The organism is Streptomyces sp. NPDC046303, assembly GCF_055588085.1.
Genome location: NZ_JBVJFA010000019.1, coordinates 1 through 18,260 on the forward strand (window position 1 = coordinate 1; position 18,260 = coordinate 18,260).

Annotated in this window: 16 protein-coding genes; 7 read left to right on the plus strand and 9 right to left on the minus strand. The window is 71.3% G+C overall.

Going from position 1 to position 18,260, the window contains the following annotated elements; translation table 11 throughout:
- Nucleotides 1–119: 119 nt before the first annotated feature.
- Entirely contained in the window at nucleotides 120–890 is a 771-nt protein-coding gene (fabI, locus tag ACZ6I1_RS20715) for an enoyl-ACP reductase FabI (RefSeq protein ID WP_469289179.1), read from the minus strand.
- Nucleotides 891–895: 5 nt separating this feature from the next.
- On the minus strand, nucleotides 896–1,615 hold the full coding sequence (gene fabG, locus ACZ6I1_RS20720; RefSeq protein WP_469289181.1) for a 3-oxoacyl-[acyl-carrier-protein] reductase: 720 nt from the start codon (nucleotides 1,613–1,615) through the stop codon (nucleotides 896–898).
- 145 nt (nucleotides 1,616–1,760) lie between these two features.
- Between fabG and ACZ6I1_RS20725 the strand changes: the two genes are divergently transcribed.
- The 3 genes from ACZ6I1_RS20725 to tyrS all read left to right on the plus strand — a co-directional run bounded on the left by ACZ6I1_RS20725 (nucleotide 1,761) and on the right by tyrS (nucleotide 6,054).
- A complete protein-coding gene (locus ACZ6I1_RS20725) occupies nucleotides 1,761–3,323 on the plus strand; it encodes a TldD/PmbA family protein (RefSeq protein WP_469289183.1) in 1,563 nt (520 codons plus the stop codon).
- Nucleotides 3,320–4,720: a metallopeptidase TldD-related protein gene (locus ACZ6I1_RS20730; protein WP_469289185.1), complete on the plus strand. Its 1,401-nt coding sequence runs from the start codon at nucleotides 3,320–3,322 to the stop codon at nucleotides 4,718–4,720. Before ACZ6I1_RS20725 ends, ACZ6I1_RS20730 begins: the two co-directional genes overlap by 4 nt.
- Nucleotides 4,721–4,785: 65 nt before the next feature.
- Nucleotides 4,786–6,054 carry a tyrosine--tRNA ligase gene (gene tyrS / locus ACZ6I1_RS20735; RefSeq protein WP_469289187.1) on the plus strand — a complete coding sequence of 423 codons (1,269 nt, stop codon included), beginning with the start codon at nucleotides 4,786–4,788 and terminating at the stop codon, nucleotides 6,052–6,054.
- A gap of 63 nt (nucleotides 6,055–6,117) precedes the next feature.
- Here tyrS and ACZ6I1_RS20740 read toward each other — a convergent pair whose 3' ends face one another.
- Nucleotides 6,118–6,396 (minus strand): GlsB/YeaQ/YmgE family stress response membrane protein, encoded by a 279-nt coding sequence (locus ACZ6I1_RS20740; protein WP_469289189.1) that lies wholly within the window; start codon nucleotides 6,394–6,396, stop codon nucleotides 6,118–6,120.
- Between the two features lie 243 nt (nucleotides 6,397–6,639).
- Here ACZ6I1_RS20740 and ACZ6I1_RS20745 point away from each other — a divergent pair, with 243 nt between their 5' ends.
- Both ACZ6I1_RS20745 and ACZ6I1_RS20750 read left to right on the plus strand, forming a co-directional pair.
- Nucleotides 6,640–6,918 (plus strand): DUF3099 domain-containing protein, encoded by a 279-nt coding sequence (locus ACZ6I1_RS20745; RefSeq protein WP_469289412.1) that lies wholly within the window; start codon nucleotides 6,640–6,642, stop codon nucleotides 6,916–6,918.
- Between the two features lie 146 nt (nucleotides 6,919–7,064).
- Complete coding sequence (locus ACZ6I1_RS20750) at nucleotides 7,065–7,304, plus strand: hypothetical protein (RefSeq protein WP_469289191.1); 240 nt, start codon at nucleotides 7,065–7,067, stop codon at nucleotides 7,302–7,304.
- Between the two features lie 45 nt (nucleotides 7,305–7,349).
- Here ACZ6I1_RS20750 and moaA read toward each other — a convergent pair whose 3' ends face one another.
- The 3 genes from moaA to ACZ6I1_RS20765 all read right to left on the minus strand — a co-directional run bounded on the left by moaA (nucleotide 7,350) and on the right by ACZ6I1_RS20765 (nucleotide 10,503).
- On the minus strand, nucleotides 7,350–8,339 hold the full coding sequence (gene moaA, locus ACZ6I1_RS20755; protein ID WP_469289193.1) for a GTP 3',8-cyclase MoaA: 990 nt from the start codon (nucleotides 8,337–8,339) through the stop codon (nucleotides 7,350–7,352).
- Nucleotides 8,340–8,491: 152 nt separating this feature from the next.
- Entirely contained in the window at nucleotides 8,492–10,135 is a 1,644-nt protein-coding gene (locus ACZ6I1_RS20760) for a solute symporter family protein (protein WP_469289195.1), read from the minus strand.
- Nucleotides 10,132–10,503, minus strand: coding sequence for a DUF485 domain-containing protein (locus ACZ6I1_RS20765; protein WP_469289196.1), 372 nt, complete (start codon nucleotides 10,501–10,503; stop codon nucleotides 10,132–10,134). Before ACZ6I1_RS20765 ends, ACZ6I1_RS20760 begins: the two co-directional genes overlap by 4 nt.
- A gap of 259 nt (nucleotides 10,504–10,762) precedes the next feature.
- Between ACZ6I1_RS20765 and ACZ6I1_RS20770 the strand changes: the two genes are divergently transcribed.
- Entirely contained in the window at nucleotides 10,763–12,307 is a 1,545-nt protein-coding gene (locus tag ACZ6I1_RS20770; RefSeq protein ID WP_469289197.1) for a S8 family serine peptidase, read from the plus strand.
- Nucleotides 12,308–12,392: 85 nt separating this feature from the next.
- Here ACZ6I1_RS20770 and ACZ6I1_RS20775 read toward each other — a convergent pair whose 3' ends face one another.
- Genes ACZ6I1_RS20775 through ACZ6I1_RS20785 form a run of 3 tightly spaced genes read right to left on the minus strand, consistent with a single transcriptional unit; the run spans nucleotide 12,393 to nucleotide 15,065 of the window.
- A complete protein-coding gene (locus tag ACZ6I1_RS20775; protein WP_469289199.1) occupies nucleotides 12,393–13,436 on the minus strand; it encodes a zinc-dependent alcohol dehydrogenase family protein in 1,044 nt (347 codons plus the stop codon).
- Nucleotides 13,437–13,485: 49 nt separating this feature from the next.
- Nucleotides 13,486–14,172, minus strand: coding sequence for a lysoplasmalogenase (locus tag ACZ6I1_RS20780; RefSeq protein ID WP_469289201.1), 687 nt, complete (start codon nucleotides 14,170–14,172; stop codon nucleotides 13,486–13,488).
- Nucleotides 14,169–15,065 (minus strand): sterol desaturase family protein, encoded by an 897-nt coding sequence (locus ACZ6I1_RS20785; protein ID WP_469289203.1) that lies wholly within the window; start codon nucleotides 15,063–15,065, stop codon nucleotides 14,169–14,171. Before ACZ6I1_RS20785 ends, ACZ6I1_RS20780 begins: the two co-directional genes overlap by 4 nt.
- A 115-nt stretch (nucleotides 15,066–15,180) precedes the next feature.
- Here ACZ6I1_RS20785 and ACZ6I1_RS20790 point away from each other — a divergent pair, with 115 nt between their 5' ends.
- Nucleotides 15,181–18,246, plus strand: coding sequence for an NACHT domain-containing protein (locus ACZ6I1_RS20790; RefSeq protein ID WP_469289205.1), 3,066 nt, complete (start codon nucleotides 15,181–15,183; stop codon nucleotides 18,244–18,246).
- The last annotated feature ends 14 nt before the right edge of the window (nucleotides 18,247–18,260 follow it).

Here is an 18,260-nt window from a genome sequence, read left to right on the forward strand (position 1 = left end):
CCCCCCCCCCCCCCCCCCCCCCCCCCCCCCCCCCCCCCCCCCCCCCCCCCCCCCCCCCCCCCCCCCCCCCCCCCCCCCCCCCCCCCCCCCCCCCCGCCGCCGTACGGATGCGCGGGCCGTCAGGCACCCATCGCGTGCAGACCGCCGTCCACGTGGACGATCTCGCCGGTGGTCTTCGGGAACCAGTCCGACAGCAGCGCGACGACGCCGCGGCCGGCCGGCTCCGGGTCGCTCATGTCCCACTCCAGCATCGAGCGGGAGTTCCAGACGTCCGCCAGCTCGCCGAAGCCCGGGATGGACTTCGCGGCCATGGAGCCGATCGGACCGGCCGAGACCAGGTTGCAGCGGATGTTTTCCTTGCCCAGGTCGCGGGCGAGGTAGCGGCTGGTGGCCTCGAGCGCGGCCTTGGCCGGGCCCATCCAGTCGTACTGCGGCCAGGCGTACTGCGCGTCGAAGGTGAGGCCGACGACGGCCGCGCCCTCGTGCGGGAAGAGCGGCTTGCAGGCCATGGTCAGCGACTTCAGCGAGAACGCCGAGACGTGCATGGCGGTGGCGACCGACTCGAACGGCGTGTTCAGGAAGTTGCCGCCCAGGGCGTCCTGCGGGGCGAAGCCGATCGAGTGCACGACACCGTCGAGGCCGCCCAGCTCGTCGCGGACCAGGGTCTCCAGCCGGTCCAGGTGCTCCTGGTTGGTGACGTCGAGCTCGATCACCTTGGCGGGCTTGGGCAGCTTGCGGGCGATGCGCTCCGTCAGCGTGGGCCGGGGGAACGCCGTGAGGATGACCTCGGCGCCCTGCTCCTGGGCGAGCTTGGCGACGTGGAACGCGATGGAGGATTCCATCAGCACGCCGGTGACGAGGATGCGCTTGCCCTCGAGAATTCCACTCATGGTGATCAGTGACCCATGCCCAATCCGCCGTCAACGGGAATGACGGCTCCGGTGATGTACGCGGCGTCGTCCGACGCCAGGAAGCTCACGGCCGCCGCGATCTCCTCGGGCTGCGCGTAGCGGCCGAGCGGCACCTGGCCCACGATGCCCGCACGCTGCTCGTCGGTGAGGACCTTGGTCATGTCCGTGTCGACGAAGCCGGGGGCGACCACGTTGAAGGTGATGTTGCGCGAGCCCAGCTCTCGGGCGAGCGACCGGGCGAAGCCGACCAGCGCGGCCTTGGAGGCGGCGTAGTTGGCCTGACCCGCCGAACCCAGCAGTCCGACGACCGAGGAGATCAGGACGACGCGGCCCTTCTTGGCCCGGAGCATGCCCCGGTTCGCGCGCTTGACCACCCGGAACGTGCCGGTGAGGTTGGTGTCGACGACCGAGGAGAAGTCCTCCTCGGACATCCGCATCAGCAGCGTGTCCTTGGTGATGCCGGCGTTGGCCACCAGCACCTCGACCGCGCCGTGCGCTTCCTCGATCTGCTTGTAGGCCTGCTCCACCTGCTCGGAGTCGGTGATGTCGCACCGGACCGCGAGGACCCCCAGCGAGGTGAGCGCCTCCGGCGGCTCCCCCGAGCGGTACGTGATCGCGACCTTGTCTCCGGCCTCCGCGAAGGCGCGGGCGATGGCGAGGCCAATGCCCCGGTTACCTCCGGTGACGAGAACCGAGCGGCTCAACGGATCACCCTTTCGCTAGCGGTCTGAATACCGAAAACCTATCGGTCGTACTGCTCGTACGGAGAATCGACCTCCGACAGGGCCTCGCTGTGGGCTCTGTCGAATCCCTACAGAAAGGTGTAGGCAGGACAGCCCCGGGCGCGACATGATCGGGGAGACCGGCCCCGACTTCGGGAGGAATTCCGTGGCCCATTCCATCGACGCGGCCTTCACCGCGCTTCCCTTGCGGGCGCTCGCCGACGCGGCGCTCGCCCGGGCCCGCGCGCTGGGCGCCGAGCATGCCGACTTCCGGCTGGAGCGGATCCGCAGCGCCTCCTGGCGGCTGCGCGACGCCAAGCCCTCCGGCGGGTCCGACACCACCGACCTCGGGTACGCGGTCCGGGTGGTGCACGGGGGCAGCTGGGGCTTCGCCTCCGGTGTGGACCTGACCATGGACGCCGCCGCCAAGGTGGCCTCGCAGGCCGTGGCCATGGCGAAGCTGTCCGCCCAGGTGATCAAGGCGGCCGGGTCGGACGAGCGGGTGGAGCTGGCCGAGGAGCCGGTGCACTCGGACCGGACCTGGATCTCCGCCTACGACGTGGACCCCTTCTCGGTGCCGGACGCGGAGAAGGCGGCGCTGCTCGCCGACTGGAGCGCGCGGCTGCTGGCGGCCGACGGCGTCGCGCACGTGGACGCCTCGCTCCTGGCGGTGCACGAGAACAAGTTCTACGCGGACACCGCGGGCACCACCACGACGCAGCAGCGGGTCCGCCTGCACCCGCAGCTCACGGCCGTCGCCGTCAACTCCACCACCGGCGAGTTCGACTCGATGCGCACCATCGCCCCGCCCGTCGGACGCGGCTGGGAGTACCTGACGGGCACCGGCTGGGACTGGGACTCCGAGCTGGAGCAGATCCCCGGTCTGCTCGCCGAGAAGATGAAGGCGCCGAGCGTGCGGGCCGGGCGCTACGACCTGGTGGTGGACCCGTCCAACCTGTGGCTCACCATCCACGAGTCCATCGGCCACGCCACCGAGCTCGACCGGGCGCTGGGCTACGAGGCGGCGTACGCGGGGACCTCCTTCGCCACCTTCGACCAGCTCGGCACGCTCAAGTACGGCTCCCCGATCATGAACGTGACGGGTGACCGCACCGCCGAGCACGGCCTGGCCACGATCGGCTTCGACGACGAGGGCGTGCAGGCGCAGAGCTGGGACCTGGTCAAGGACGGCACCCTGGTCGGCTACCAGCTGGACCGGCGGATCGCGAAGCTGACCGGCCTGGGCCGCTCCAACGGCTGCGCGTACGCCGACTCCCCCGGGCACGTGCCCGTCCAGCGGATGGCGAACGTGTCGCTCCAGCCGGATCCCGGCGGCCTGTCCACCGAGGACCTGATCGGCGGGGTGGAGCGCGGGATCTATGTGGTCGGCGACCGCTCCTGGTCCATCGACATGCAGCGCTACAACTTCCAGTTCACCGGGCAGCGGTTCTTCCGCATCGAGAACGGCAAGCTGGCCGGGCAGCTGCGCGACGTCGCCTACCAGGCCACGACCACCGAATTCTGGGGCTCGATGGAGAAGGTCGGCGGCCCGCAGACCTACGTCCTGGGCGGCGCCTTCAACTGCGGAAAGGCCCAGCCGGGCCAGGTCGCGTCGGTCTCGCACGGCTGCCCGTCCGCCCTGTTCCGCGACGTGAACATCCTGAACACCACCCAGGAGGCCGGACGATGACCTCGTCGATTCGATCGACCAAGCCCCACGAGATCGTCGAGCGGGCCCTGGAGCTGTCCACCGCCGACGGGTGCGTCGTCATCGCGGACGAGCAGTCCACCGCCAACCTGCGCTGGGCGGGCAACGCGCTCACCACGAACGGCGTGACCCGCGGCCGGACCCTGACGGTCATCGCGACGGTCGACGGCAAGGAGGGGACGGCCTCGGGGGTCGTCTCGCGCTCCGCCGTCACCGCCGCGGACCTGGAGCCGCTGGTGCGCGCCGCCGAGGCGGCCGCGCGCGGGGCGGGTCCCGCCGAGGACGCCCAGCCGCTGGTGACCGGGACCCCGCCGTCGCCGGACTTCGCCGACGCCCCGGCCGAGACCTCCTCGGCGGTGTTCGCGGACTTCGCCCCGGCCCTCGGCGAGGCCTTCGCCCGGGCCCGCGCGGGCGGCCGGGAGCTGTACGGCTTCGCCAACCACGAGCTGGTCTCCACGTACGTCGGCACCTCCACGGGCCTGCGGCTGCGCCACGACCAGCCCAAGGGCACCCTGGAGCTCAACGCCAAGTCCCCGGACCGGCAGCGCTCGGCCTGGGCCGGCCGCGCCACCCGCGACTTCAAGGACGTGGACCCGACCGTCCTGGACGCGGAGCTCGCCGTGCGCCTCGGCTGGGCGGAGCGGAAGATCGAGCTGCCCGCCGGGCGGTACGAGACGCTGCTGCCGCCGACGGCCGTGGCGGACCTGCTGATCTACCAGATGTGGTCGGCGGCGGCCCGGGACGCGGTGGAGGGCCGTACGGTCTTCTCCAAGCCCGGCGGCGGCACGCGGATCGGCGAGCGGCTGTCCGAGCTGCCGCTGACGCTGCGCAGCGACCCGAACGCGCCGGGCCTGGAGTCCGCGCCGTTCGTCGTCGCGCACAGCTCCGGGGACGACGCCTCGGTGTTCGACAACGGCCTGCCGGTCCCGCCGACCGAGTGGATCCGCGGCGGGGAGCTGGCCCGGCTGACCACGACCCGGCACAGTGCCGCACTGACCGGCCTGCCGCTCTCCCCGGCCTTCGGGAACCTGCTCCTGGAGGGCGGCAGCGACCGGTCGCTGGAGGAGATGGTGGCGGACACGGAGCGGGGCCTGCTGCTGACCTGCCTGTGGTACATCCGCGAGGTGGACCCGGCCACCCTGCTGCTCACGGGCCTCACCCGCGACGGCGTGTACCTGGTGGAGAACGGGCAGGTCGTGGGCGAGGTGAACAACTTCCGCTTCAACGAGTCGCCCGTGGACCTGCTGTCGCGGGCCTCGGAGGCGGGCCGGACCGAGAAGACCCTGCCGCGCGAGTGGGGCGACTGGTTCACCCGGGCCGCGATGCCCGCCCTGCGCATCCCGGACTTCAACATGAGTTCGGTCAGCAAGGGGGTCTGATCCGCCTAGACTGGCACTTGCAACCAAGTGTTGAATTTCCCTGATCCGAAGGAGTCGAGAGAACCGTGACGGACATCGTCGACGAACTGAAGTGGCGCGGGCTGTTCGCCCAGTCCACCGACGAAGAAGCGCTGCGCAAGGCGTTCGCGGACGGTCCTGTCACGTTCTATTGCGGCTACGACCCGACCGCGGCCTCGCTGCACGTGGGGCACCTGGTCCAGGTGCTCACCATGCGCCGGCTCCAGCTGGCCGGCAACCGGCCGCTGGCGCTGGTCGGCGGGGCCACCGGCCAGATCGGCGACCCGCGGCCGACCGCCGAGCGCACCCTGAACGATCCCGAGGTCATCGCGGAGTGGGTGAACCGGCTGCGGTCGCAGATCGAGCCGTTCCTGTCCTTCGAGGGTGAGAACGCGGCGGTCCTGGTCAACAACCTGGACTGGACGGCGGGCATGTCCGCCATCGAGTTCCTGCGGGACATCGGCAAGCACTTCCGCGTCAACAAGATGCTGACGAAGGACTCGGTCGCCAAGCGGCTGGAGTCCGACCAGGGCATCAGCTACACGGAGTTCAGCTACCAGCTGCTCCAGGGCATGGACTTCCTGGAGCTGTACCGGCGCCACGGCTGCGTGCTCCAGCAGGGCGGCTCCGACCAGTGGGGCAACCTGACGGCCGGCCTCGACCTGATCCACCGGGTCGAGCCGGGCGCGGTCGTGCACGCGATGGCGACCCCGCTGATGGTCAAGGCGGACGGCACCAAGTTCGGCAAGACCGAGGGCGGGGCCGTCTGGCTGGACCCGGAGATGACCACGCCGTACGCGTTCTACCAGTTCTGGCTGAACGTGGACGACCGCGACATCTCCACCTACATGCGGATCCTGTCCTTCAAGAGCCGCGAGGAGCTGGAGGCGCTGGAGGCGCAGACCGCCGAGCGGCCGCAGGCGCGCGCCGCGCAGCGGGCGCTGGCGGAGGAGCTGACCACGCTGGTGCACGGCGCCGACCAGTGCGCCGCCGTGATCGCCGCGTCGAAGGCGCTGTTCGGGCAGGGGGAGCTGGCGGAGCTGGACGAGGCCACGCTGGCCGCGGCCCTGTCGGAACTGCCGCACGCCCGGGTGGCGGAGCTCGGCCTGGTGGTGGACCTGCTGGCGGAGACGGGCCTGGTCGCGAGCAAGTCGGCCGGCCGGCGGACCGTGAAGGAGGGCGGCGCCTACGTGAACAACGTGAAGGTGACGGCCGAGGACGCGGTCCCCGCCAAGGAGGACCTGCTGCACGGGCGTTGGCTGGTGCTGCGCCGCGGCAAGAAGAACCTGGCGGCGGTCGAGGTCACCGGCGCCTGATCCGCATGACGCAGGGCCGGTTCGGACACGCGTCCGGCCGGCCCTCCGTCATACCCGCGGCCTCTAGGTCATATGGCGCTTCTTGCCCCGCACCGCCCCGTAGACCATCTCGCCGAGGCCGACCACGACGACCGCTCCGGCCAGCTGCAGCAGGTGCCGGACCCAGTCGATGCCCCGGGTGTCCTCGACACCGATCCAGGTGGCGACGGCATTGCCGAGCACGCCGCCGATGATGCCGAAGACGGTGGTCAGCCACAGGGGCTGGTGCTGCTTGCCCGGCAGGATGGCCCGGGCTATCAGGCCCAGCACGAAACCGACGATGATCGCCCACAACCAATGCATGTCGAGCCTCCTCCTGGCGCGTTGTGCGCACGTGGGCCCAGTCTCGGCCCGTACGGCGCAGCGCGCATTCCGGGCAGCACCGTTCGGGGGAACCCCCTCGTCCCGCGCGGGGAGGCGGCGGCGTACCGTGGGAGGGTCCGGGCCGGGGAGAGTGTCCGGCGGGTGATCGGGTGGTGGAGCGTGGAGCGGACGAAGCGGCAGAAGCGGAACGGGTCCGAGGTCTTCCGGATCACCGGCGCGCGGATGGGGCTCGCCGAGGACGTACGGGGCCGTCAGCGCCGATACGTGATCTCGATGGGCATCAGGACCCTGTCGGTCATCGCGACGGTGCTGTTGTGGAACGTGCAGCGCCCGGTGGCGATCGTGACGCTGGTCGCGGGCGCCCTGCTCCCCTACGTCGCCGTGGTCATCGCCAACGCGGGACGCGAGTCGGCCCCTTCGCTGCCCTCGCACTTCATCCCGGCTCCCGTACGGCCTGCGCTGGACGCGGGAAACCTCAGGAAAACCTCAGATCAATCATGAAGTTCCGGTGCACCGTACCGGGTCCTGCGTGACATACTGCCTACGCGCTCCGCATCCCCCGTCGGAGCGACGGACCGACGCCGGGCAGCTCCCCCCGTGGCTGCCCGGCGTCGCCTTTCCGTCCGGTCGGTTTGTAGGGTTGAGGCGTGACCTCCCCTGAGACCGAAACCCCCACCTGCTCCGCCAAGGGCTGCCGTGACGCAGCCGTCTGGGTGCTGGCGTGGAACAACCCGAAGCTGCACACGCCGGAGCGCCGCAAGACCTGGCTGGCGTGCGAGGAGCACCGCGAACACCTCTCCCAGTTCCTGGGTGTGCGCGGTTTCCTCAAGGACGTGGTGGAGCTCGGCGAGTGGGTGCAGCCGGAGGGCTCGGAACGCCCCCGCTGACCGCCCCGCCCCGCCGCGCCGCGCCCCGCCCGGGAGGCTCCGGCCTCAGCCGCCGATCGCCGACATGGGGCGGTCGGGCTGCAGGAAGGACGGGTCGTCGAGACCGGACCCGGCCTTCTTGCCCCACATCGCCACCTTCCACAGCCGGGCGATCTCCTCGTCCGGGGCGCCCGAGCGCAGCGCGGCCCGCAGGTCCGATTCCTCGGTGGCGAACAGGCACGTACGGACCTGGCCGTCGGCCGTGAGCCTCGTACGGTCGCAGGCTCCGCAGAAGGGGCGGGTGACGGAGGCGATGACGCCGACGGTGGCCGGGCCGCCGTCGACCACCCAGCGCTCGGCCGGGGCGGAGCCGCGTTCGTCGGCGCCTTCCTCGGTGAGCGTGAAGCGGGTCCGCAGCGACTGGAGGATGTCACCGGCGGTGATCATGCCCTCGCGCTTCCAGCCGTGCTGGGCGTCGAGGGGCATCTGCTCGATGAAGCGGAGCTCGTACTCGTTCTCCACGGCCCAGGCCAGCAGGTCGGGGGCCTCGTCGTCGTTGAGCCCGGGCATCAGGACGGCGTTGACCTTGACGGGGGTGAGGCCGGCCTCGCGGGCCGCGGCCATGCCGTCGATGACGTCCTTGTGCCGGTCACGGCGGGTGAGGGTCTTGAAGACCTCGGGCCGCAGGGTGTCCAGGGAGACGTTCACCCGGTCCAGGCCGGCGGCCTTCAGGGCCTGCGCGGTGCGCTTGAGGCCGATACCGTTGGTGGTCAGGGACATCTTGGGTCGCGGCTCCAGGGCCGCGCACTGCTCGACGATCCCGACCAGGCCGGGGCGGAGCAGCGGCTCGCCGCCGGTGAAGCGGACCTCGGTGATGCCGAGCCGGGTGACGGCGATGCGGATCAGCCGGACGATCTCGTCGTCGCTGAGCAGATCGGACTTGCCGAGCCATTGCAGTCCCTCTTCGGGCATGCAGTAGGTACAGCGGAGATTGCACCGGTCGGTCAGCGAGACGCGCAGGTCAGTGGCCACGCGGCCGTAGGTGTCGAGAAGCACTGTGGGCCCCCTCCCCTGTCCGGATCTGTAGAGGTTCGATTAATCGAGCCTACGCGACGCCTGTTACATCCAGTGGTGCCCGAACGGACGAGAGCCGACATGGCCGCGTCGTACGGAAGTACGACGCGGCCACGCTGGGTGTGCGGACGGTCTCAGTGAGCGCCTGTTCCGGTGAGGGAGCGGACCTCCAGCTCGGCGAACTTCTGGGGGTCGGCCTCCTCCTTGGACAGGACGGTCCCCAGCCAGCCCAGCAGGAAGCCGAGCGGGATGGAGATGATGCCGGGGTTCTCCAGCGGGAACCAGTAGAAGTCGGCGTCCTTGAACATCGAGGTGGGCTTCCCGGAGACCACCGGGGAGAACAGCACCAGGCCCACGGCCGAGATCAGGCCGCCGTAGATCGACCAGAGCGCTCCCTGGGTGGTGAAGCGCTTCCAGAAGAGGCTGTAGAGGATCGTCGGCAGGTTGGCGGACGCGGCGACCGCGAAGGCGAGGGCGACCAGGCCGGCGACGTTCAGGTCGCGGGCGAGGGCGCCGAGGCCGATGGCGACGGCGCCGATGACCACGGTGGACCAGCGGGCCGCGCGCACCTCCTCCTTCTCGGTGGCCTTGCCCTTGCGGATGACGTTGACGTAGAGGTCGTGCGCGAAGGACGAGGACGAGGCCAGGGTGAGGCCCGCGACCACGGCGAGGATCGTGGCGAAGGCGACCGCGGAGATCACGGCGAGCAGGATCGCGCCGCCGGTGGAGTCCGCGCCGCCGCCGATCTCCTGGGCGAGCAGCGGGGCCGCGGTGTTGCCCGCCTTGTTCGAGGCCAGGATGTCGGCCCGCTTGAGCAGTGCGGCGGCTCCGAAGCCGAGGGCGATCGTCATCAGGTAGAAGGCGCCGATGATGCCGATGGCCCAGTTCACGGACTTGCGGGCGGCCTGGGCCGTGGGCACGGTGTAGAAGCGGATCAGGATGTGCGGCAGGCCGGCGGTGCCGAGCACCAGGGCGAGGCCGAGCGAGATGAAGTCCAGCTTGCTGAGCGAGTCCTTGCCGTACTTGAGCCCCGGTTCGAGGAACTTGGTGCCCTGGCCGCTGTTCTCGGCGGCCTGTCCGAGCAGCGCGGAGATGTTGAAGTTGAACTTCACCAGCACCAGGAAGGTGATCAGCAGGGCGCCCGCGATGAGCAGGACGGCCTTGATCATCTGGACCCAGGTGGTGCCCTTCATGCCGCCGATCGTCACGTAGACGATCATCAGTACGCCGACCAGCGCGACGACCGCGACCTTGCCGCCGTCGCTGGTGATGCCGAGGAGCAGCGAGACGAGCACGCCGGCGCCTGCCATCTGGGCGAGCAGGTAGAAGATCGAGACCACGATGGTGGAGGTGCCCGCGGCGGTGCGCACGGGCCGCTGGCGCATCCGGTACGCGAGGACGTCGCCCATGGTGTAGCGGCCGGAGTTGCGCAGCGGCTCGGCGACGAGCAGCAGGGCGACCAGCCAGGCGACGAGGAAGCCGATGGAGTACAGGAAGCCGTCGTAGCCGAAGAGGGCGATGGCTCCGGCGATGCCGAGGAAGGACGCGGCGGACATGTAGTCGCCGGAGATGGCGAGGCCGTTCTGGAAGCCGGTGAACTGGCGGCCGCCGGCGTAGAAGTCGGCCGCGTCCTTGGTCTGGCGGCCGGCCCAGACGGTGATGATCAGGGTGGCGACGACGAACAGTCCGAACAGGGTGATGATCAGCGGGCGGTGCTCGGAGGCACCGGCGGCGACCGTCGTCGTCGCAGTCGTCGTCAGGTGGAGCGTGCCGCTCACTTCCCGCCCTCCATCCTTGCCTTGATGGCCGAAGCCTTGGGGTCCAGCTTGGCGGCGGCGTGCCGCGAGTACAGCCAGGCGATCAGGAAGGTCGTCGCGAACTGGGCGAGGCCGAGGACGAGGGCGACGTTGATGTTCCCGAAGAGCTTGGTCCCCATGAAGCCGCCCGCGTAGCTGGACAGCAGCACGTAGAGCAGGTACCAGGCGATGAACGCCACGGTGAGCGGAAAGGCGAAGGATCGGTAGGAGCGGCGCAGTTCGGCGAACTCGGCACTCTTCTGGACGATTCCGAATTCTTCGGCCGTGGGGCCGGGATGCGCCGGGGGCGTTCCGGCGCTGCCCGGCGGCGGCGCTGCTTCGGTGGTCACGGGGGGCTCTCCTTGTGACGCGGGTGCGGTGGGGACGACGGACAAAACAACCTCCGTGTGGGGGACGGTGGTGCTGACGCCCCCTGTCAACGGCACGGCCGGCGCGTCGGGACGGTTCAACACCTGGCGGTTCTTTGAAAACTGATTCCTCGAACTGATGGCGCAGAGGGGAACACCGGCACTAAGTTCCCCATGTCATGAACCCGTCCGCCGTGACCACGTCCGGACGGCTTCTTTTCAAGGATGATGTGGAGAACCCATGGCTCATCTGGGATCCGGCCGCCGGCGTGCTCTCGCCGTACCGGTCGGCCTGGCGCTCACCGCCTCGCTCGCCTTCCTGCCCTCGGTGTCCGCTTCCGCGGCGCCGCTGGGCAACACGGCGGACGCGGCTGCGGCTTCGGCGGCCGGGACGACCGGCCCCAAGCTGTCGTACGTGGCGAACCTGAACGCGTATGCCACGGTGCAGGCGGCGAAGAAGGCCATCGAGCGGGCCGGCGGAACGGTGGTGACGGCCTATGAGCAGATCGGGGTCATCGTCGCGCACTCCCAGAACCCCGGCTTCGCCCAGCAGCTGCGGGCCAACCGCGGCCTGTTCGTCTCGGTAGGCGCCACCCGTACGGCCCCCCTCCAGGCGGTGCAGACCACCGACGAGGGCACGACCCAGCAGCTGAGCGCGGCGGACGCCGCCAAGGCGGCAGCGGCGGCCCAGGAGGGTCAGGAGCCGCTGGAGCCCAACCAGTGGGACCTGCGGACGATCAAGGCCGATCAGGCTCACCAGATCAACGATGGCAGCCAGGACGTCACCGTGGGCGTCATCGACACAGGTGTCGACGACACTCACCCCGATCTCGCGCCGAACTTCTCCAAGGAGCAGTCGGCCAACTGCGTCGGCGGTGTCGCGGACACCTCCGAGGGCGCCTGGCGTCCGTACGCGGACGGCAGCGACCACGGCACGCACGTGGCCGGCACCATCGCGGCCCCGCGCAACGGCGTCGGCATCAGCGGTGTCGCGCCCGGCGTGAAGATCGCCGCGATCAAGGTGAGCGAGCCCGGGACGAGCCTCTTCTTCACCGAGGCGGTCGTCTGCGGCTTCATGTTCGCCGCCGAGAAGGGGATCGAGGTGACCAACAACAGCTACTACGTCGACCCCTGGCTCTACAACTGCAAGTCGGACGACGACCAGAAGGCGCTGGTGGAGGCCATCGGCCGGGCCACCAAGTACGCCGAGCGCAAGGGCACGCTCCACGTGGCCTCGGCCGGCAACTCCAACCACGACCTCGCCGCGGACTCGATCCTGGACGACTCGAGCCCGAACGACACCACCCCGGGGCCGCGCACCATCGACCCCAAGGTCTGCCTGGACCTGCCCACCCAGCTGCCGGGTGTGGTCACGGTGTCGGCGACCGGTGACAAGGGCCTGCGCTCGTACTACTCCAGCTACGGCCTCGGAGTCGTGGACGTCGCCGGCCCCGGTGGCGACAAGTGGCAGATACCGGCCACCCCGGACGCCAACGGCCGCGTGCTGTCCACCGTCCTGGGCGGCGGGTACGGCTACAAGCAGGGCACCTCGATGGCCGCCCCGCACGTGGCGGGCGTCGCGGCGCTCCTCAAGAGCGCCCACCCGTCGGCCACGCCCTCGCAGATCCAGGCCATGCTCAAGAGCCAGGCCACGAAGGCGGAGTGCCCGGCGCAGATCTACAACAGCGCCGGCACCCTGATCGACGCCACCACCTGCCAGAGCAAGTGGGGCCAGACGGGCTACTACGGCTACGGCGTGGTCGACGCGCTGAAGGCCGTCAAGTAACCGGCTGAAGGCCTCAGGCAACCGGCTGAAACGCGGAAGGGGCCGGGCGGGAACCATCCCGCCCGGCCCTTCTGCGTACCGGCTGTCAGGGCTTGATCAGCACCTTGAGCGCGCTGCGGTCGTCCATCGCGCGGTAGCCGCCGGGCACCTCGTCCAGGGACACGGCCCGGTCGAAGACGGGCGCCGGGTCGATGGCTCCGCTGAGCACGTCCTCCAGCAGCTCCGGGATGTAGGCGCGGACCGGGGCCACTCCCCCGCGCAGGGTGATGTTGCGGTCGAACATCACGCCGAGGTCGAGACCGGTGCCGCTGCCGTGCGGCACGCCGACGTAGCCGATGGCCCCGCCGTCGCGGGTGATGTTCACGGCGGTGCGCATGGACTGCTCCGTGCCGACCGCCTCGATGACGGCGTGCGCGCCCTGGCCGCCGGTGAGCTCGCGGACGGCCGCCTCGGCGGCCTCCCCGCGCTCGGCGACGACCTCGGTGGCCCCGAAGAGCTTGGCGATGTCCGTACGGGCACTGTGGCGGCCCAGTGCGATGATCCGCTCGGCGCCGAGGCGCCGGGCGGCGAGGACGCCGCACAGGCCGACCGCGCCGTCACCGACGACGGCGACGGTGGAGCCCTTGCGCACGCCCGCGCCCAGCGCGGCGTGGTGCCCGGTGCCCATGACGTCGGAGAGCGCGAGCAGCCCGGTCAGCAGGTGGTCGTCGGAGACGGCCGCGGCGGGCAGCTTCACCAGGGTGCCGTCGGCGTGCGGGACGCGGACGGCCTCGCCCTGGCCGCCGTCGTGGCCGACCGAGCCCCAGAAGCCGCCGTGCACGCAGGAGGTGTACAGGCCCTCGGAGCAGAAGTCGCAGGTGCCGTCGGACCACATGAAGGGTGCGACGACCAGGTCGCCGGCGCGCAGGGCGGATACGGCGGAACCGGTCTCCTCGACGACGCCGAGGAACTCGTGGCCGATCCGCTGACCGGGCAGGCGCGCGGCCTCGCCGCGGTAGGCCCACAGGTCGCTGCCGCAGATGCAGGAACGCAGGACGCGGACGACGGCGTCCTCGGGGCGCTGGATCGCAGCGTCGGGCACCTCCTCCACGCGGATGTCGTGCGGGCCGTGGATGACGGTGGCGCGCATGGTGGGGCAGTCCTCCGGCTAGGGGATGGTTGAGTCTTGTAAGACCTCCCTACCGTACGCCTGCCTCGCGGTCGGTCGCGCCCGTGGCCAGCAGGTACTGGGCCGCGATGTACGTGGCCATGATCCAGAAGTCCGGCCTGGGGAGCTGGGGCCATGCGGCGACGCCGGTGGCGATGAGGGTGTCGGAGATCAGGAACAGCGCTCCGCCGATCCCGGCCCGGAGCCCCAGGGCGCTGGAGCGGTAGGCCATGGCGGTGAGCAGCAGGCTGTAGCCGGCGACCGGGACGCGCAGGCCGGCCGGGAGGTCCGCCCAGAGCATCGCGACGGTGCCGATGAGCGCGAGGGCGTACGCGCCGCCGAGCAGCGGGTTCGCGGCGCGCTTGCCGAAGAGCACGAGGTAGCAGACGTGCCCGGCGGCGAAGGAGCCCATGCCGATCAGGAAGGCGGCCTCGGCGTCGAAGAGCAGGGCGAGGTCCCCGCCCCAGCCGAACAGCAGCGCGGCGACCAGCAGCCGGGGGGCGCCGCGCGTGAGGACGTACGCCACCAGCAGGGGCATGAGCAGCGGCTTCGCGAGGACGTGCCCGAGGTGCCAGTCGGCGAGCAGGGAGCCGAGGTCGACGGCGGTGGCGGCGAGGAAGGCGGCGAGCAGGATCCGGGGGGCGGTTCCGGCTCGTCCGTCGGGTGCGGGGCGGGCCCAGGAGGGCGTACGGGCCGACGCGGACTCGGTGGCGCTCACGCGGCGGGCTCCGCTGCGGGGGCGGCCTCGGTCCGGGAGTCGGCGGGGGCGGGCGGGGGCGTGGATGCCGGCTGCCAGCCGGGGCCGCGGAACACCCGGCCGGCGCGCTCGCGCCAGCTGCTCGCGGCGCGGACGTCGCGGGCGATCGCGGCGTACTCGTGGGTGGCCACGCGCAGCGGGTTGTGGGTGTCGATGTTCTTGGTCAGCCCGTAGACGGGGCGCTCCGTCTCCCCCACCCACGAGCCGAACATCCGGTCCCAGAGGATGAGGATCCCGCCGAAGTTGCGGTCCAGGTAGCCGCCCTGCGAGGCGTGGTGGACGCGGTGGTGGGAGGGGGTGTTGAAGACGTACTCGTAGGGGCGGGGCAGCTTCCCGATGCGCTCGGTGTGGACCCAGAACTGGTAGAGGAGGTTGATCCCGTAGCAGAACGGGATCGCCGCGGGGTGCACCCCGAGGGCCACCATCGGGAGGTAGAACCACCAGGTGGTGGCGCTGGTCCAGGGCTGGCGCAGGGCCGTGGTGAGGTTGAACCGCCGACTGCTGTGGTGGACCACGTGGCACGCCCACAGGATGCGGATGACGTGGTGGAGCCGGTGCTGCCAGTAGTAGAGGAAGTCCTGGGCGAGCAGCATCAGCAGGGCGGTCCACCACAGGAACGGCACCCGCAGCGGGGTGAGTTCGTAGACCGCGGTGAAGACCGCGACGACCGGGATCTTCCACAGCAGGTCGAAGCCGATGCTGCCGAGCCCCATGGTGATGCTCGTGACGGCGTCCTTGGTCTCGTACCCGGCGGCGTCCTCGTCGGGATGGATCCGGTAGCTCACCATCTCCAGGACGGTGAGCAGCACGAAGGCCGGTATGGACCACAGCACGACATCGGGCAGGTTCGGCATGTGCGCACCATAGAGGCGCCTTCCGGGGTGCCGCTAGGGGTTGTTACCGATCGGTATCCATCGGGGTTACCGCGGGTTCAGGAGATGATGTCCGGGCCGAAGGGGAGGGCGGGGGATGACGGGGTTCGAGACGGTTCTCTTACGGGTCGCGGGTACGGCGGCGGGGGCGCTGGTGAAGTCCCTCGTGGCGCGGGCGCCGGGGGCGGGCCTGGCGGCGGACCCGGTCCGCCCGGCGCAGCGCTGGCGCCGCCCGGCCGAGCTGGGCGGGGCGGAGATCCGCCGCCTCACGGAGGTTCTCGCGTCCCGCCTGGGCGAGGCCACGGCCCGCCTCCCTGACCACGAACGCCTGGCGGTGGTGACGGCGGTCGGCGACGCCTTCGCGGCTCTGGGCACCCTGGACGCGGCAGCCCTGTTCGCGGCGGACCTCGACCCGGCCGCCCTGGCGGCGGCCCTGCCGCCTCCCCCTCCGGGGCTCGGCGATGCCGCGGACGCCCTGTACCGGCGCCTGATCGCCCTGTGCTGCACGCACGCGGTGGAGTACGCGACGACCCTGCCGGGCTTCGGGGCCCGGACGGATGTGGAACTGGTCCGGCGCACGGGGCAGTTGGCGCGCTCACTGGAACGGCTCGACAGCGCCGGGGGCGGAGCGGCGTACGCCTTCGAGGAGCGGTACGCGCGCTACGTCGCCGAGACGCACGGCCGGCTCCAGCTCTTCGGGCTCACGCTCAGCCGTTCCCGGCAGGAGTGGCCGCTGGACGTGGCCTACATCAGCCTCGCGGTGAGCGGCGGGCAGCCCCTGCCGCCGGGCGAGCCGGAGGCGCACCCGACCCCGGTGCGGGCGGAGCAGGCGCTCGCGTCGGCCGAGCGGGTGCTCCTGCGCGGTCCGGCGGGTTCGGGCAAGAGCACGCTGGTGCAGTGGCTGGCCCTCAACGCGGCCCGGCGGGCGGACGGGCCGTGGAGCACCTGCGTCCCGTTCGTGCTGCGCCTGCGCTCCTTCACCTCGTCCGGCGGCCTGCCGCTTCCCGAAGACTTCCTGCGCGCCGCCGGGGTCCCGCTGGCCGCACCGCCCGGCTGGGTGGAGGACCTCATGGGCAGCGGACGGGCGCTGGTCCTCGTGGACGGCGTGGACGAGGTACCGCAGCGGCTGCGCGCCCGGACGGAGACCTGGCTGCGCTCGCTCGTCACCGCCTTCCCGAAGGCCCGGTACGTGGTGACCACCAGGCCGTCCGCGATCCCGGACGACTGGCTCGCGGGCCTGGGATTCGCGACGCATTCCATGCTGGCGATGGAGCAGAGGGACATCCGGGCCTTCGTCAGGCACTGGCACGCGGCGGCCCGGGCGGAAGGGGAGGAGGCGGACGCGTACGAGGCCTCGCTGCTGGAAGCCGTGGGAGCCCGCCGCGACCTGGCCCGGCTGGCGACCAACCCGCTGATGTGCGCGCTGCTGTGTGCGCTGAACCAGGACCGGCACATGCAGCTGCCGCGGGCCCGCAAGGAGCTGTACGACGCGGCCCTCGACATGCTGCTGGTCCGGCGGGACACCGAGCGGGAGATCAGCGCGGTCGAGGGGGTCTACCTGACCCGCGACGAGCAGATCGCCCTGCTCCAGCGCTTCGCGTACTGGCTGATCCGCAACGGCCGGCTGGAGGCGGGCCGTGACGAGGCCGTCGAGATGGTGGACGGGTGGCTCGACGCGATGCCGCAGGTGCGCGAGCAGGGCAGCGCGGAGCAGGTGGTCTCGCACCTGCTGATCCGCAGCGGGCTGCTGCGCGAACCGGTGAAGGGGTCGGTGGACTTCGTCCACCGCACGTTCCAGGACTATCTGGGCGCCAAGGCGGCGGTGGAATCCCGGGACTTCGGAGTCCTGGTGAAGAACGCCCACGACGACACCTGGGACGACGTCGTCGGCATGGCCGTGGGCCACGCCCGCACCGATGAACGCACCCGCCTGCTGCGGGGTCTGCTCCGGCGCGCGGACAAGGCCAAGGGTGCCCGGAGCCGCCTGGTCCTGCTTGCGGCGGCTTGCCTCGAACATGCCCCGGAGCTGGATCCGGCCGTCCGGGCCGAGGTCCAGACGCGGACCGCGGAACTGGTGCCGCCGCGCCGCCCGGAGCAGGCCGAGGAGCTGGCGCGGGCGGGCGAACTGGTCCTCGACCTGCTTCCGTCCCCGGCGGACGGCCTGGGCGAGCTGGAAGCGGCGGCGGTGATCCGTACGGCGGCCCTCGTCGGCGGGGAGCGCGCCCTGTCGGTGATCCGCCGGTTCCGCGCGGACACGCGCCCGAAGGCCGCGATCGAACTCGACGACGCCTGGGGTCGATTCGAGGCGCGCGCGTACGCCGAGGAGGTTCTCGCCGACGCCACCCTGGGCGAGAGCGTGCTGTCCGCGAGGACGCCGCAGCAACTCGCCTGTCTGGACGTGCTCGGGCACTTCGACCGCCTGCGGCTGTTCGAGGTGCGGAAAATCCCCGCCGAGATCGCGCGCCGACGCGGCCTGCGCGCGCTGTACCTGCTGAGTTCGCCCGAACTGACCGATCTCGGCCCGCTGGCCGCTCTGCGGGAGCTGGAGTACCTCGCCCTGAACGACTGCACCGCCCTGACGGAGCTCGGCCCGCTGTCGGAACTGCCGTTGCGGCACCTCTACACGTTCGGCAGCCGCCGGATCGCGTTGCGGGCCTTGGAGCGGCTGTCCGGCCTCGTCTCCCTCGGTCTCTCCTCGCTCGGCGGCCACCGGTCCGTCGGAGACCTCCCGGGAACGCAGGCGCTGACCTCCCTGTCCCTCTTCGAGGGTACGGAGGGGGTGTCCCTGGACGGTCTGGAGCGCTGGCCGGACCTGGACTTCCTGAGCATCACCTCGCACCTGCAAGGCCGGCAACTGCGGGACATGAAGCGGGTGCCGGACCTCACCCGTCTGCAGGTGATCCACCACCACGAACTCGACCCCGGGGAGCTGCTCCGGTTCCCCCGGCTGGGATCCGTGTTCCTCTCCGATTGCCGGCTCACCTCCGGGACCGGCGCCTGGCGGGAGCTCACAGAGCTGACCTCCCTCGGGTTCAGCGCCTGCGGCACGGTGGACCTCAGGCCCCTCGCCGCGCTGCCGGAGCTGACCGTCCAGGCGTACCGGGACACAGAGCTGCTCGGTGCGGAGCTCTTCCCGCCGGAGCGGATCACGTACCTGCCGTGAACCGCTCCGGCGGG

Coding starts and splice junctions, on each gene's coding strand:
- ACZ6I1_RS20775 (WP_469289199.1), bottom strand. CDS start 13,436: ATGCGCGCCACCGTCATCCACGGCCCGCACGACATCCGCGTGGAGGAG.
- ACZ6I1_RS20740 (WP_469289189.1), bottom strand. CDS start 6,396: ATGCATTGGTTGTGGGCGATCATCGTCGGTTTCGTGCTGGGCCTGATA.
- ACZ6I1_RS20745 (WP_469289412.1), top strand. CDS start 6,640: ATGGGGCTCGCCGAGGACGTACGGGGCCGTCAGCGCCGATACGTGATC.
- ACZ6I1_RS20730 (WP_469289185.1), top strand. CDS start 3,320: ATGACCTCGTCGATTCGATCGACCAAGCCCCACGAGATCGTCGAGCGG.
- ACZ6I1_RS20725 (WP_469289183.1), top strand. CDS start 1,761: ATGATCGGGGAGACCGGCCCCGACTTCGGGAGGAATTCCGTGGCCCAT.
- ACZ6I1_RS20790 (WP_469289205.1), top strand. CDS start 15,181: ATGACGGGGTTCGAGACGGTTCTCTTACGGGTCGCGGGTACGGCGGCG.
- ACZ6I1_RS20770 (WP_469289197.1), top strand. CDS start 10,763: ATGGCTCATCTGGGATCCGGCCGCCGGCGTGCTCTCGCCGTACCGGTC.
- fabI (WP_469289179.1), bottom strand. CDS start 890: ATGAGTGGAATTCTCGAGGGCAAGCGCATCCTCGTCACCGGCGTGCTG.
- ACZ6I1_RS20785 (WP_469289203.1), bottom strand. CDS start 15,065: ATGCCGAACCTGCCCGATGTCGTGCTGTGGTCCATACCGGCCTTCGTG.